The organism is Citrobacter sp. Igbk 17, assembly GCF_028069775.1.
Lineage (GTDB): Bacteria > Pseudomonadota > Gammaproteobacteria > Enterobacterales > Enterobacteriaceae > Citrobacter.
This window is the reverse complement of the sequence record NZ_JANEWI010000030.1, coordinates 1-12,721: the sequence shown is the minus strand read 5'-3', so window position 1 is coordinate 12,721 and position 12,721 is coordinate 1. Positions and strand designations below refer to the sequence as shown.

Below are 12,721 nucleotides of genomic sequence, written 5' to 3'. Positions count from 1 at the left end.
TAAGCAGGAGAGCATAGGTCATGGCACAACATGGTGCGCTGGCAACACTTAAAGACCTGGCTGAAAAAGAAGTCGATGATGCGGCAATCTTATTAGGCGAGATGCGCCGCGGATGTCAGCAGGCGGAAGAGCAGTTAAAGATGCTGATCGATTATCAGCATGAATATCGCAACAACCTTAATAGCGATATGGGTCAGGGTATTACCAGTAATCGCTGGATTAACTATCAACAATTTATTCAGACGCTGGAAAAAGCGATTGAGCAACATCGCCAACAACTCAACCAATGGACGCAGAAAGTAGACCAGGCGTTGAGCAGTTGGCGCGATAAAAAGCAGCGACTGCAGGCATGGCAGACTCTGCAGGACAGGCAAACAACAGCCGCTTTACTGGCTGAAAACCGTCTGGATCAGAAAAAAATGGATGAATTTGCTCAGCGTGCAGCTATGAGGAAACCCGAATGATTACGTTACCCCAACTGATTACCACCGACACCGACGTAGCCGCAGGTCTTCAGTCAGGCAAAGCGGTAGATTCCCCTGAGGATTTTTTAGCGTTGCTGGCAGGTGCATTAGGTGCAGGCGATGCACAGGGTAAAGACGCCCCGCTATCGCTGGCCGATTTACAGGCGGCTGGTAGCAAACTGCAAAAAGGGTTATTGCAAAAGAATGGTGATACCGCGCAGACGGTAAAATTAGCCGATCTGCTGGCACAAAAAGAGGTCCAAACCGAGGCGTCGCTAGCCGACCTGACTGATGCACAACAGTTGCTGTCTGCGCTCACGCCCTCCCTGAAGGTTAATGCCCTGACGACACTGGGCAAAACCGCACAGCAGGATGAAAAAATAGCCCATCTGAGCGATGACGATCTCGCTAACCTGAGTGCGCTGTTCGCTATGCTGCCGGGGCAACAGGTAACCACTCCGGCTGTTGATGCTACTCCAGCACCGGCGGATGCGACGCTGTCGGTACTGTTACGTGGTAATACCGCCAACACGACCGCCGATAGCGCCAGTGAATTACTGACCGGTGAAGGGAAAAAAGGTAAAGCAGATGCCGCGATGCATGCCAGTGGCGCGGATCAGACCAACAATGCGGGTTTAACCCCATTAACCGCAGCGGCAGCCACGCGTGCGGAGATTGAAAGTTCACCGTCCCCAACCAGTGTTGGCGCAACAATAGCTCCGCTGGCTGGCACACAGACACATGCGCAGCCGTTACCAACTGCCGCGGCACCGGTATTGAGCGCCCCGCTGGGAAGCCATGAATGGCAGCAATCACTGAGTCAGCACGTCACGCTGTTCACCCGTCAGGGTCAGCAAAGTGCGGAACTGCGCTTGCATCCGCAGGATCTGGGGCAAGTGCAGATTTCCCTCAAGCTCGATGACAACATGGCGCAACTGCAGATGGTCTCGCCTCATAGCCACGTTCGCGCGGCGCTGGAAGCGGCATTACCCATGCTGCGCACGCAGTTGGCTGAAAGCGGGATCCAACTGGGGCAAAGCAGTATCAGTAGCGAAAGCTTCGCGGGTCAGCAACAGTCGTCTTCACAGCAACAACAGGCTGGGCGTGCGCATGGACAAGATATTTTTGCTCCCGAAGATGATGCTGTTCTGGCCACACCTGCAGCACTGCAAGCCGCGGCTCGCGGTGATGGTGCAGTAGACATCTTCGCCTAACGCCAGAGGTAGCATGATTATCCGCGTCTTTTCCACGCTTTGTCGTGGTCAGGACACGGGATAATCAGCCTATAAGCTGTACCGAAACAGGAAGCCCGTATCTGATGACTGACTCCGCGATTAACAAAAAGAGTAAACGCGCTATTTGGATCCCTCTGCTGGTGTTAATTACGCTCGCCGCCCTCGCTACTGCGGGCTATAGCTACTGGCGCATGCAACAGCAGCCGTCCGCCAGCGTAAAAGCGGAACCGGCTCCACCGCCAGCCCCAGTGTTCTTTGCACTGGATACGTTTACCGTCAATTTAGGTGATGCGGATCGCGTGCTGTATATCGGTATCACTCTGCGCATGAAGGACGAGGCGACACGCTCGCGTCTTAACGAATATCTGCCAGAAGTGCGCAGCCGTCTGCTGTTATTGTTCTCTCGCCAGAACGCCGCCACGCTCGCAACAGAAGAAGGCAAACAGCAACTGATTGCCGCTATCAAAGAGACGCTCGCGACTCCGCTCGTTGTCGGGCAGCCGAAACAGGTTGTCACCGACGTTCTTTATACAGCTTTTATTCTGCGGTAAAGACATGGGCGACAGTATTCTTTCTCAGGCTGAAATCGACGCATTGCTTAACGGCGATAGCGAAACTAAAGACGAACCCATTTCCGGTATCGCAAAAGAAAGCGATATTCGTCCTTATGATCCCAACACTCAGCGCCGCGTCGTTCGTGAGCGTTTGCAGGCGCTGGAGATCATTAACGAACGCTTTGCGCGCCAGTTCCGTATGGGGTTATTTAACCTGCTACGCCGCAGCCCGGATATTACCGTGGGCGCGATCCGTATCCAGCCATACCACGAGTTTGCGCGTAACTTACCGGTTCCGACCAACCTGAACTTAATCCACCTGAAACCGCTACGCGGGACAGGTCTGGTGGTGTTCTCACCGAGTCTGGTGTTTATCGCCGTTGATAACCTGTTCGGCGGTGATGGTCGTTTTCCGACGAAAGTCGAAGGCCGTGAATTTACGCACACTGAACAACGCGTGATCAACCGCATGCTGAAACTGGCGCTGGAAAGCTACAGCGACGCGTGGAAGGCTATCAACCCGCTGGAAGTGGAATATGTCCGTTCCGAGATGCAGGTGAAGTTTACCAATATCACCACTTCCCCGAACGACATCGTGGTGAACACCCCATTCCACGTTGAAATCGGCAACCTGACCGGTGAATTTAACATCTGTCTGCCATTCAGCATGATTGAACCGTTGCGCGAACTGCTGGTAAACCCACCGCTGGAAAACTCGCGTAATGAAGATCAAAACTGGCGCAATAATCTGGTGCGTCAGGTTCAGCATTCTGAGCTGGAACTGGTAGCAAACTTTGCTGACATTCCGTTGCGGCTGTCCCAGATTTTGAAGCTGAAACCCGGCGATGTACTGCCGATTGAAAAACCCGACCGCATTATTGCTCATGTGGACGGCGTACCTGTGCTGACCAGCCAATATGGCACCGTAAATGGTCAGTATGCGTTACGCGTAGAACATTTGATAAACCCGATTTTGAATTCGCTGAATGAGGAACAGCCCAAATGAGTGACATGAATAATCCGTCCGATGAAAACACTGGTGCATTGGACGATCTGTGGGCTGACGCGTTAAACGAGCAAAAAACAACGACCACCAAAAGTGCGGCCGATGCGGTATTCCAGCAGTTAGGTGGCGGCGACGTCAGCGGTGCGCTGCAGGATATCGACCTGATCATGGATATTCCGGTCAAGCTGACCGTTGAATTGGGCCGCACTCGCATGACCATCAAAGAACTGCTGCGCCTGACGCAGGGTTCGGTCGTCGCGCTGGACGGTCTGGCGGGCGAGCCGCTGGATATTCTGATCAACGGTTATTTGATTGCTCAGGGTGAAGTTGTGGTAGTCGCAGATAAATACGGTGTCCGTATTACCGACATTATTACCCCATCTGAACGTATGCGCCGTCTGAGCCGTTAACGATGAATACCCAGGCCACCGTCTCTCAGCCCGCTGCTGTACCCGGTTCACCATTAGTGCAGGTCAGCGGCGCGCTGCTGGGGATCATTGTGTTGATCCTTGGAGCCGCCTGGCTGATTAAGCGCCTGGGATTTGCCCCCAAAAGCGTCAGTACGCGTGGACTGAAAGTTTCGGCCAGTACCTCATTAGGTCCACGTGAGCGGGTGGTGATTGTTGAGGTCGAAGACGCGCGTCTGGTGCTGGGCGTTACAGCGTCGCAGATCAACGTTTTGCATACCCTCCCCCCGGCACCTGTCGGTGCAGAAGAAAAAGCGGCCTCCCCTGCGGATTTCCAGGCCATGATGAAGAGTTTGCTGAAGCGTCCTGGGAGATCCTGATGCGCCGTTTGTTATCCCTCACGCTGACGGGTCTGTGGCTTTTCAGCCCTGCGGCCCTGGCCCAACTACCGGGTCTGGTTAGCCAACCGCTGCCTGGTGGCGGACAAAGCTGGACGTTGCCCGTCCAAACGCTGGTATTTATCACCTCGCTGACGTTCCTGCCGGCTATTTTGCTGATGATGACCAGCTTCACCCGCATCATCATCGTTTTTGGTCTGTTACGTAATGCGCTGGGAACACCGTCAGCACCGCCGAACCAGGTTTTACTTGGACTGGCGCTGTTTTTGACTTTCTTCATCATGTCGCCGGTGATCGACAAAATCTACGTTGATGCGTATCAACCCTTCAGCGAAGAGAAGATTTCCATGCAGGAAGCCATGGAGAAAGGCGCACAGCCGTTGCGTGAGTTTATGCTGCGCCAGACCCGCGAAGCCGATCTGGCCCTGTTCGCCCGTCTGGCAAACAGCGGCCCGTTACAGGGACCTGAAGCAGTGCCGATGCGCATTTTGCTGCCGGCTTATGTCACCAGTGAGTTGAAAACGGCATTCCAGATAGGTTTTACCATTTTTATTCCATTTCTGATAATCGATCTGGTCATCGCCAGCGTCCTGATGGCGCTCGGGATGATGATGGTGCCACCAGCTACCATTGCACTCCCATTCAAGCTGATGCTGTTTGTGCTGGTTGACGGCTGGCAGCTGCTTGTCGGCTCGCTTGCACAAAGCTTTTACAGTTAGAGGCGCGAAATGACTCCTGAATCGGTCATGATGATGGGCACTGAGGCGATGAAAGTTGCCCTTGCCCTTGCCGCACCTTTGTTGCTGGTTGCCCTCGTCACGGGTCTTATCATCAGTATCCTGCAGGCGGCAACCCAGATTAACGAAATGACGCTGTCCTTCATTCCGAAAATTGTCGCGGTCTTTATTGCCATCATCGTTGCCGGTCCGTGGATGCTTAACTTGCTGCTCGACTACGTGCGTACGCTGTTCAGCAATATCCCCTACATCATCGGGTAAACGACGCTATGTTGCAGGTGACCAGCGTTGATTGGCTCCACTGGCTGAATCTTTACTTCTGGCCCCTACTGCGCATACTGGCGCTCATTTCAACGGCGCCGATACTCAGCGAACGAGCCATCCCCAAGCGAGTAAAACTGGGGCTGGGGTTGATGATTACCATGGTTATCGCGCCGCTGCTTCCTCCCGTAAACGTGCCTATCTTTTCTGTCGGCGCGATATGGCAGGCGATGCAGCAAATCCTGATCGGCATTGCGTTAGGATTCACCATGCAATTTGCGTTTGCCGCGGTGCGTACCGCCGGGGAAATCATCGGGCTGCAAATGGGTCTCTCCTTTGCAACCTTCTTCGACCCGGGCAGCCGCCTGAATATGCCCGTTCTGGCACGTCTGATAGATTTGCTGGCGATGCTGTTGTTCCTCACCTTTAATGGTCACTTGTGGCTTATCTCACTGTTGGTGGATACCTTCCATACTCTGCCTATCGGTGGCCATCCGGTGAATAGCAATGCCTTTCTCGCACTGGCGCGGGCGGGCGGGCTCATCTTCCTCAATGGCCTGATGCTGGCTCTGCCGGTGATGACGCTGCTGCTCACACTCAACCTCGCACTCGGTTTGTTAAACCGTATGGCGCCACAGCTATCGATATTTGTCATTGGTTTCCCACTCACCCTGACCGTGGGTATTTCATTAATGGCTGCGCTCATGCCATTAATTGCCCCCTTCTGTGAGCGTTTATTCAGTGAGATTTTTAATTTGTTGGCTGACATCATCAGTGAAATGCCTTCAAAATAATAACCCTTATTTTTTATCCTGTTTTACTAAGGATTGTCCTAAATTCAAATACAGGCAACATCCACCAGGATAACGCTGTCGCGGTTTATTTGTTTTTGCCTCACTCACATAACGCAACATTTACTTTACTTTAAGATGTTTCCTGGCAAATTATACGCAACTTTACGGGATAGTAAATTCGCCTGAAAACAGCGAAAGCGTCATATTGGGTCGTTATTATTCCGTTTAGTTGTGATGAAATAATCAGGTAAGGGGAATTATCGTTACGCATTGAGTGAGGGTATGCCATGTCAACGATTATTATGGATTTATGCAGTTACACCCGGCTAGGGTTGACCGGATATCTGGTAAGTCGGGGGGTGAAGAAAAGGGAAATCAACGATATTTCAAGCGTTGATGAACTCAGCATCGCCTGTGTCTCACTGCAGCCGTCTGTGGTGTTTATTAATGAAGACTGCTTTATTCACGATCCGGATAACAGCCAAAGAATTAAGCAAATCATTAATCAACATCCCAGTACTTTATTTATTGTATTTATGGCAATTGCCAATGTCCATTTTGATGAGTATCTCTTAGTAAGAAAAAATTTATTAATCAGCTCTAAGTCGATTAAACCAGATTCACTGGATGAACTTCTTGGCGATATTCTGAAAAAGGAAGTGGATATTGTCATTGATGTGAACCTGCCAACACTATCATTAAGCCGCACCGAATCCAGCATGCTACGTATGTGGATGGCCGGTCAGGGAACAATACAGATATCCGATCAAATGAATATCAAGGCGAAGACAGTCTCATCCCATAAGGGGAATATAAAACGAAAGATCAAGACACATAATAAGCAAGTTATCTATCACGTTGTACGACTCACGGATAACGTCACCAATGGTATCTTTGTGAATATGCGTTAGGACGTTCTGACTGGTGGGTTCGCCACCAGTCAGAATCAGCACCTGGAACCTGGATTACTCCACTTTCTCCACAAAGATACCATCCTGATGGCCTGACTCATTAAAGAACCAGATACCGAGCGGGTAGTCTTCCAGAGAAACCAGGTACATGGTGCCTTCACTAAACTCTTCAATCGCCAGTACCCGGCCTGGCCGACGCGGCCCGCCGTCCGTTTTGACTGTAACCCGATCATTCACCTTCATCGTTTTCCTCCTGTGGCTTTGTGCCAGTGTAGAACAAATTCCTTTTCCTGGCAGCGCCCTGCGCGCGTGATTGCAGGTTTTCTCGACGGTCTATACTTAACTTGTACGCATCAGAGATTCTGATACGTGCCCCGGTATCCTTAACGGTTGAGAGGTATGAGGATGAAAACCGCGAAAGAGTACAGCGATACGGCCAAACGTGAAGTCAGCGTCGATGTGGACGCGCTATTGAAAGCTATCAACGAAATCTGCGAGAGCGAAATTCACCGCAGCCATGATGACCCCGATCGCGTCAGCGTTGATGGCCGGGATTATCATACATGGCATGAGCTGGCCGACGCGTTCGAGCTTGATATCCATGATTTTAGCGTGACGGAGATCAATCGCTGACTTTGGGCGAAAAAAATCCCGGCCCTTATCGGGTCGGGATCAAGCTTGCTTATGCAAGAAGCACTTGAAAATTCGTTACACCAGGAAATCTGATGCGAAACCAACCTTATCTGCAATTTTTTTGCCTGACAAGTAAATAATTCTCACCAAAATGATAAATATAACTAATGGTTGAGAGATCACCAGGTTACGCCAGCCAGTGATATTCAGGCATCCTGGCGTAGCGGACTGCGTTCGCCAGGAACCAGTTCATCTTCACGAAATGCCTCCCGTTTGACGCCAAAACCGTCATACCAGCGGCACTCCACCATTCCGCTGGCATACCCGGTAACGATCATGCGTGGGCCACCCTCTTTCGCGGTGACTTCCTCACTGACAGAAAAGACCATACCTGCCTCCTGTATCAAGAGAAACCTTTTCACCTTAGACGACAAAGAGACGTTTTGCGTAATCTACCACGCGACAATTAGTGCGAAACTCCGCGTAATCTGGCAACCATGTTTACCAGCATTACCACGATCCCACCGATAATAAAGCCGAGCACCAGATTAAGCAGGGTCGGAAGCATGAAGGCAATGAATGAACTCTGTTGCTGGGCAAAGTGCTCAATCGCATGATGCAGGGGTGCAATGCCATGTACCACAATGCCGCCGCCAACTAAAAACATCGCCAGCGTACCAACCACGGAAAGTGATTTCATGAGCCAGGGAGCCACCACCAGCAATCCCTTACCCAGCGCCTGAGCAAGTGCGCTGCGCTTTTCTGCCAGCCAGTAGCCAATATCGTCGAGCTTCACAATAATGCCGACCAGACCATACACGCCAACGGTCACCACCAAAGCAATACCCGACAAAACCAGTACCTGATTCAACAACGGCGCATCCGCCACAATACCCAACGTAATGGCCACAATCTCCGCAGATAAAATAAAGTCGGTACGTACCGCCCCTTTGATTTTATCTTTCTCAAACGTCAGCGGGTCCTGTGCGGCAAGAGAGGTCAGACGTTGCTGTCGTTCTTCCGGTGTTTCCTGGTGTTTTCGCGCTTCCAGGGTGTGAAGCACTTTTTCCACGCCCTCAAAACAGAGGAATGCCCCACCAATCATTAATAAGGGCGTGATCGCCCATGGAATGAAGGCGCTGATCAATAGCGCCAGCGGCACCAGGATAACTTTGTTGACGAAAGATCCTTTGGCCACACTCCAGACCACCGGAAGCTCGCGGTTCGCCCGCACGCCCGACACCTGTTGCGCGTTAAGCGACAAATCGTCTCCCAGCACACCCGCCGTTTTTTTCGCGGCCAGTTTTCCCATCACTGAGATATCGTCCAGAAGCGTGGCGATGTCATCAAGCAAGGTGAGTAAGCTACTTCCTGCCAAAATTTTAATCCTCAATATTATTTTTTTGCAGTCATAAGTATGAAGTAAAACACGCCATGCTGAAACTGACCTTTCTGGTCAACAAATATTTAACAACGGCAGGCAATTATAAATCTCGCCAGCATGATAGTTTTGACGTTTACTATGTTGCACCTTTTTATTTCCACCGTGAGGGATTATGCGTTTCAGGCAATTGTTACCACTTTTCAGTGCGCTCTTCGCGCTGTACATCATCTGGGGTTCCACGTACTTCGTTATTCGCATTGGTGTTGAAAGTTGGCCGCCGTTGATGATGGCTGGCGTGCGCTTTCTCTCTGCAGGCATTTTATTAACCGCATTCTTACTTATTCGCGGACATAAGCTGCCACCATTGCGCCCGCTCCTGAATGCTGCACTGATTGGTATCCTGCTGTTGGCGGTGGGCAATGGCCTCGTTACCGTCGCAGAACATCAAAACGTCCCTTCCGGCATTGCCGCGGTGGTGGTTGCTACCGTCCCGCTGTTTACCTTGTGCTTTAGCCACTTTTTTGGCATCAAAACACGCAAACTGGAATGGATGGGGATCGCAATTGGACTCGCTGGGATCATCATGCTTAACAGCGGGGGTAACTTAAGTGGTAATCCCTGGGGGGCGGTATTAATCCTGATTGGTTCAATGAGCTGGGCATTTGGCTCCGTGTACGGCTCACGCATCACCTTACCCGTTGGCATGATGGCCGGTGCCATTGAAATGTTAGCCGCAGGTATTGTGCTGATGTGCGCATCGCTGCTCTGTGGAGAAAAGCTGACCACGATGCCAACCTTCTCCGGTTTTATGGCGGTGGCATACCTCGCTCTGTTCGGCTCAATTATTGCGATTAACGCTTATATGTTCCTTATTCGTAATGTAAGCCCGGCTTTGGCCACCAGCTATGCCTACGTCAACCCGGTGGTGGCGGTTCTGTTAGGTACGGGCCTGGGAGGTGAAAGCCTGGCGTTGATTGAGTGGCTGGCACTCGGGGTCATTGTTTTTGCCGTGGTATTGGTGACGCTGGGAAAATACTTATTCCCTGTTAAAGCGGACGCGGTCGCAACCCCATCGGAAAAATCATTACAGTAAATGAATGCCCTGAGAGTCGATCTGCGCGGTGGCTCCGCCGCCGCAGATCCATTCGATAACCCGCTCAGACAGTGCCTCGTCACCCAGTTTCTCACGCCCACGCAGGGCGCATTCCCAGACAATCAAGACTCGCCATCCCAACGACTGCAATTTTTCGCAGTCCCGCTTATCACGTACCACGTTTTTTCCTATCTTCTCCAGCCAGAACGCCGTGCGGGTTGCCGGAACTTTAAAGAGGTAACAATTGTGCTGATGCCAGAAACAGCCGTGGGTAAAGAGAACACAGCGATAATCATCCACCACAAAATCGGGTCGACCGGGCAACGTTGCATCCTGCACGCGAAACGTTACCCCCTGCTCCGTCAGGATGTCGGCCAGGCGTTTTTCGATCGCCGTATCGCGGGTCCCTATCGCCCGCATATTTTTACTGCGTGTCGCCTTATCGTGAACGTCTGCCATGCTGCTGTTCTTTCTCGCGTAGCGCAACAGCCTGTTTGATCTTCGGCTCCAGCAGTTTGGCTACCGCCGCAAATGCCGGGACGACCACCGAATTACCGAACTGGCGGTAAGCCTGGGTATCGGATACCGGAATGCGAAACTGGTAACCCTGAGGAGACTCAAACCCCATCAGGCGCGCACACTCTCTTGGCGTTAATCGACGAGGGCGATGTCGCTGATTGGCAGGATCATCGAAATCCTGTTCACCCAGCGCCATATCCCAGCCACGGTCTATCAAAATTTCTGCCCCATCCTTATAGTAACGTGCGGATAATGTGCGCGTCACGCTATCGGGGTTGCCGGGATAGACCATACCGTAACCAAACCCATTGCCCCGTGCCTGATGCTTTTTCGCATAACGATACAGGTATTTCCACAGGACCGGTGTCAGCACATATTTTGCATCAACGGTCGGTTCAAGCAGCTCTGCGAGCGTTGTTCGGCGATGAGGGTAGCGGCTGACAATATCACGCAACGTAAAGTCTGACTTCAGGTTCAGATCCCGCCGAAAACCGACGAGCACAATACGTTCACGATGCTGGGGTAAAAAATGTTGCCCATCGATAATCTTCGGGTCATCCGGGCCATTATCTGCTGCATCTGCCACGTCGTAGCCCAGTTCATCCAGCGTTTGCATGATGATGCGAAAGGTTTTTCCCTGGTCGTGACTCTTCAGATTTTTGACGTTTTCGAGCACAAATATAGCCGGTCGCCGCGCGTCGATAATTCGCACCACGTCAAAAAAAAGTGTGCCTTGCGTATCGCAGGCAAAACCGTGGGCGCGTCCTAACGCGTTTTTCTTTGATACCCCCGCCAGAGAAAATGGCTGGCAAGGGAAGCCGGCCAGCAGGACATCATGCTCGGGAACGTGTTGACGAATATGCTCAGCAGCCTGCTCGTCACTCACCCCCTCATGATGGCTGAGGGTGATATCGCGAATATCTTCATTAAAATGGTGCTGCTCAGGAGAGCAATAATTGTTCGCTTTATAGGTGCGAACAGCATGTTTGTTCCATTCACTGGTGAACACGCACTGCCCACCTATCGCTTCAAAACCACGGCGAATCCCGCCTATTCCGGCAAAAAGGTCGATAAACCGAAAGGCATAGTGCGGATGGTGTGCAGGCGGCGTCGGGAGTAAAGAATACAGGTGAGCAAACTCACGATCGCTAAGGCGATGCCATGTTTCATTGGCGACCACACGCTTAAAGATGGCCGGGCTCCAGTGGTTTTCGCCGACGCCATTGAGATGAGCAACCAGCGTTTTCACATCATATATTTCAAGCAACTTAGCCAAAATCACCTGAACGGTAACTCCGGTATCATCTGTCATTGGTTTCATGGAGCCTGCTACTGAAAAATAATCCTGCATACGTTTAACCGGCCGAAATGGATAGTCGACAGGTTAACATAAATTGGTGCAATTGACGTTTCAGCAATGACGACTACTGATATGCTTTAAGGGGTTGAATCGCCGCAAGATCCAACATTTCATATTCTCCTTTTAATTCTGCGCTGAGTTTCGCCATATACGTCAATAAGAAGTCAGCATTATGCTGCGCCAGATGCCGCCCTTGTTCAGTTTGCATTGTCAGTGGCAACGTCAGCAGTTTGGTCTGGAAATGATCGAGCGCGTACTGTTTATCATCCAGGTTGCGCTGCCGGGCAAACGGATCCTCCGCGTCAAACAATGCCACACCCAGCGAGCCAGAAACGGAAAACACACGCGCCAGACCGATGGCACCGAGCGCCTCAAGTCGATCGGCATCCTGAACGATTTTGGCTTCAAGGGTCGTGGGCGTAATTTTTGCGCTAAAACTATGCGCAGCGATAGCATGACTCACCGCATGTAGCCGATCCTGAGGAAATTCAGGAAAGTCCTGTGACAGTACGCGACAGGTTTCCTGTGCGGCCAGTACCGATGAACGATGACGTTCCGGATGATTTTTCGGTAAGCTGACAAGATCGTGGAAATAACACGCAGTCAGTACGACCAGCCAGTCAATACCTGCAGCAATGCTCAGCTTTTGCGATGTCATCCACACGCGGCGAAAATGAAAGATGTCATGGGCGGCATCTTGCCCTGAATGCTTCTCACGCAGCCATGCTTCAAATTGTGACTGCCAGTATTGTAGTTTCACGCTTATTCTCTGTGCAGAAAGAGAACCACCTTAGCAACAATTTTCATCACAGACCACTGCCAGTCTCAGATTCACCATTATTATAAATGTTTCAATCTCTTTTGATATAAGAGCCGTCAGTTTTCAATTCAAACAATCAAACCATCAGTTAATTACACACACCATCCAAAACACATAAATTACGCCAATTTAATATATTTAATGT

At 51.2% G+C, this 12,721-nt stretch carries 17 protein-coding genes and 1 pseudogene; 12 read left to right on the top strand and 6 right to left on the bottom strand.

The window, feature by feature from the left end:
• Positions 1 to 20: 20 nt before the first annotated feature.
• The 10 genes and pseudogenes from fliJ to rcsA all read left to right on the top strand — a co-directional run bounded on the left by fliJ (position 21) and on the right by rcsA (position 6,767).
• A complete protein-coding gene (gene fliJ / locus NNO08_RS16810) occupies positions 21 to 464 on the top strand; it encodes a flagellar export protein FliJ (RefSeq protein ID WP_005127756.1) in 444 nt (147 codons plus the stop codon).
• A complete protein-coding gene (gene fliK, locus NNO08_RS16805) occupies positions 461 to 1,678 on the top strand; it encodes a flagellar hook length control protein FliK (RefSeq protein ID WP_271454259.1) in 1,218 nt (405 codons plus the stop codon). The genes fliJ and fliK overlap by 4 nt, the downstream gene beginning before the upstream one ends.
• Before the next feature lie 104 nt (positions 1,679 to 1,782).
• On the top strand, positions 1,783 to 2,250 hold the full coding sequence (gene fliL, locus NNO08_RS16800) for a flagellar basal body-associated protein FliL (RefSeq protein ID WP_048211308.1): 468 nt from the start codon (positions 1,783 to 1,785) through the stop codon (positions 2,248 to 2,250).
• A gap of 4 nt (positions 2,251 to 2,254) precedes the next feature.
• Complete coding sequence (gene fliM / locus NNO08_RS16795; protein ID WP_003030434.1) at positions 2,255 to 3,259, top strand: flagellar motor switch protein FliM; 1,005 nt, start codon at positions 2,255 to 2,257, stop codon at positions 3,257 to 3,259.
• Positions 3,256 to 3,669 carry a flagellar motor switch protein FliN gene (gene fliN, locus NNO08_RS16790; RefSeq protein WP_005127761.1) on the top strand — a complete coding sequence of 138 codons (414 nt, stop codon included), beginning with the start codon at positions 3,256 to 3,258 and terminating at the stop codon, positions 3,667 to 3,669. Before fliM ends, fliN begins: the two co-directional genes overlap by 4 nt.
• Before the next feature lie 2 nt (positions 3,670 to 3,671).
• Entirely contained in the window at positions 3,672 to 4,046 is a 375-nt protein-coding gene (gene fliO, locus NNO08_RS16785) for a flagellar biosynthetic protein FliO (RefSeq protein ID WP_271457137.1), read from the top strand.
• On the top strand, positions 4,046 to 4,783 hold the full coding sequence (gene fliP / locus NNO08_RS16780) for a flagellar type III secretion system pore protein FliP (protein ID WP_005127763.1): 738 nt from the start codon (positions 4,046 to 4,048) through the stop codon (positions 4,781 to 4,783). Before fliO ends, fliP begins: the two co-directional genes overlap by 1 nt.
• A gap of 9 nt (positions 4,784 to 4,792) precedes the next feature.
• Entirely contained in the window at positions 4,793 to 5,062 is a 270-nt protein-coding gene (gene fliQ, locus NNO08_RS16775) for a flagellar biosynthesis protein FliQ (protein ID WP_003030425.1), read from the top strand.
• A gap of 8 nt (positions 5,063 to 5,070) precedes the next feature.
• Positions 5,071 to 5,863: pseudogene (gene fliR / locus NNO08_RS16770) on the top strand (flagellar biosynthetic protein FliR); the annotation flags it as partial.
• 280 nt (positions 5,864 to 6,143) lie between these two features.
• Entirely contained in the window at positions 6,144 to 6,767 is a 624-nt protein-coding gene (rcsA, locus tag NNO08_RS16765; protein WP_040232455.1) for a transcriptional regulator RcsA, read from the top strand.
• 54 nt (positions 6,768 to 6,821) lie between these two features.
• Here the strand turns inward: rcsA and dsrB are convergent, their stop codons facing one another.
• Positions 6,822 to 7,010, bottom strand: coding sequence for a protein DsrB (gene dsrB / locus NNO08_RS16760; protein WP_005127768.1), 189 nt, complete (start codon positions 7,008 to 7,010; stop codon positions 6,822 to 6,824).
• Between the two features lie 162 nt (positions 7,011 to 7,172).
• Here dsrB and yodD point away from each other — a divergent pair, with 162 nt between their 5' ends.
• On the top strand, positions 7,173 to 7,400 hold the full coding sequence (gene yodD / locus NNO08_RS16755) for a YodD family peroxide/acid resistance protein (protein WP_137381521.1): 228 nt from the start codon (positions 7,173 to 7,175) through the stop codon (positions 7,398 to 7,400).
• Positions 7,401 to 7,606: 206 nt separating this feature from the next.
• Here the strand turns inward: yodD and NNO08_RS16750 are convergent, their stop codons facing one another.
• Positions 7,607 to 7,789: a YodC family protein gene (locus tag NNO08_RS16750; protein WP_061068109.1), complete on the bottom strand. Its 183-nt coding sequence runs from the start codon at positions 7,787 to 7,789 to the stop codon at positions 7,607 to 7,609.
• A 77-nt stretch (positions 7,790 to 7,866) separates the two neighbouring features.
• Positions 7,867 to 8,778 carry a DUF808 domain-containing protein gene (locus NNO08_RS16745; RefSeq protein WP_271450217.1) on the bottom strand — a complete coding sequence of 304 codons (912 nt, stop codon included), beginning with the start codon at positions 8,776 to 8,778 and terminating at the stop codon, positions 7,867 to 7,869.
• A 178-nt stretch (positions 8,779 to 8,956) separates the two neighbouring features.
• Between NNO08_RS16745 and yedA the strand changes: the two genes are divergently transcribed.
• Positions 8,957 to 9,877, top strand: coding sequence for a drug/metabolite exporter YedA (gene yedA / locus NNO08_RS16740; RefSeq protein ID WP_271457136.1), 921 nt, complete (start codon positions 8,957 to 8,959; stop codon positions 9,875 to 9,877).
• On the opposite strand, the gene NNO08_RS16735 is transcribed toward yedA, so the two are convergent.
• From NNO08_RS16735 to NNO08_RS16725, 3 genes are all read right to left on the bottom strand, one after another.
• Positions 9,869 to 10,336: a very short patch repair endonuclease gene (locus tag NNO08_RS16735; protein WP_271442397.1), complete on the bottom strand. Its 468-nt coding sequence runs from the start codon at positions 10,334 to 10,336 to the stop codon at positions 9,869 to 9,871. The two genes, yedA and NNO08_RS16735, sit on opposite strands and share 9 nt — an antisense overlap.
• Positions 10,317 to 11,747 carry a DNA cytosine methyltransferase gene (locus NNO08_RS16730; protein WP_442870710.1) on the bottom strand — a complete coding sequence of 477 codons (1,431 nt, stop codon included), beginning with the start codon at positions 11,745 to 11,747 and terminating at the stop codon, positions 10,317 to 10,319. Before NNO08_RS16730 ends, NNO08_RS16735 begins: the two co-directional genes overlap by 20 nt.
• A gap of 73 nt (positions 11,748 to 11,820) precedes the next feature.
• Positions 11,821 to 12,516, bottom strand: a complete 696-nt coding sequence (locus tag NNO08_RS16725) for a phosphohydrolase (protein WP_271457135.1) — start codon at positions 12,514 to 12,516, stop codon at positions 11,821 to 11,823.
• Between the last annotated feature and the right edge of the window lie 205 nt (positions 12,517 to 12,721).

Excerpts from the sequence above, each read along its gene's own strand:
- fliJ (WP_005127756.1), top strand. The coding sequence starts at position 21 with ATGGCACAACATGGTGCGCTGGCAACACTTAAAGACCTGGCTGAAAAA.
- fliK (WP_271454259.1), top strand. The coding sequence starts at position 461 with ATGATTACGTTACCCCAACTGATTACCACCGACACCGACGTAGCCGCA.
- fliL (WP_048211308.1), top strand. The coding sequence starts at position 1,783 with ATGACTGACTCCGCGATTAACAAAAAGAGTAAACGCGCTATTTGGATC.
- fliM (WP_003030434.1), top strand. The coding sequence starts at position 2,255 with ATGGGCGACAGTATTCTTTCTCAGGCTGAAATCGACGCATTGCTTAAC.
- fliN (WP_005127761.1), top strand. The coding sequence starts at position 3,256 with ATGAGTGACATGAATAATCCGTCCGATGAAAACACTGGTGCATTGGAC.
- fliO (WP_271457137.1), top strand. The coding sequence starts at position 3,672 with ATGAATACCCAGGCCACCGTCTCTCAGCCCGCTGCTGTACCCGGTTCA.
- fliP (WP_005127763.1), top strand. The coding sequence starts at position 4,046 with ATGCGCCGTTTGTTATCCCTCACGCTGACGGGTCTGTGGCTTTTCAGC.
- fliQ (WP_003030425.1), top strand. The coding sequence starts at position 4,793 with ATGACTCCTGAATCGGTCATGATGATGGGCACTGAGGCGATGAAAGTT.
- rcsA (WP_040232455.1), top strand. The coding sequence starts at position 6,144 with ATGTCAACGATTATTATGGATTTATGCAGTTACACCCGGCTAGGGTTG.
- dsrB (WP_005127768.1), bottom strand. The coding sequence starts at position 7,010 with ATGAAGGTGAATGATCGGGTTACAGTCAAAACGGACGGCGGGCCGCGT.
- yodD (WP_137381521.1), top strand. The coding sequence starts at position 7,173 with ATGAAAACCGCGAAAGAGTACAGCGATACGGCCAAACGTGAAGTCAGC.
- NNO08_RS16750 (WP_061068109.1), bottom strand. The coding sequence starts at position 7,789 with ATGGTCTTTTCTGTCAGTGAGGAAGTCACCGCGAAAGAGGGTGGCCCA.
- yedA (WP_271457136.1), top strand. The coding sequence starts at position 8,957 with ATGCGTTTCAGGCAATTGTTACCACTTTTCAGTGCGCTCTTCGCGCTG.
- NNO08_RS16735 (WP_271442397.1), bottom strand. The coding sequence starts at position 10,336 with ATGGCAGACGTTCACGATAAGGCGACACGCAGTAAAAATATGCGGGCG.
- NNO08_RS16730 (WP_442870710.1), bottom strand. The coding sequence starts at position 11,747 with ATGCAGGATTATTTTTCAGTAGCAGGCTCCATGAAACCAATGACAGAT.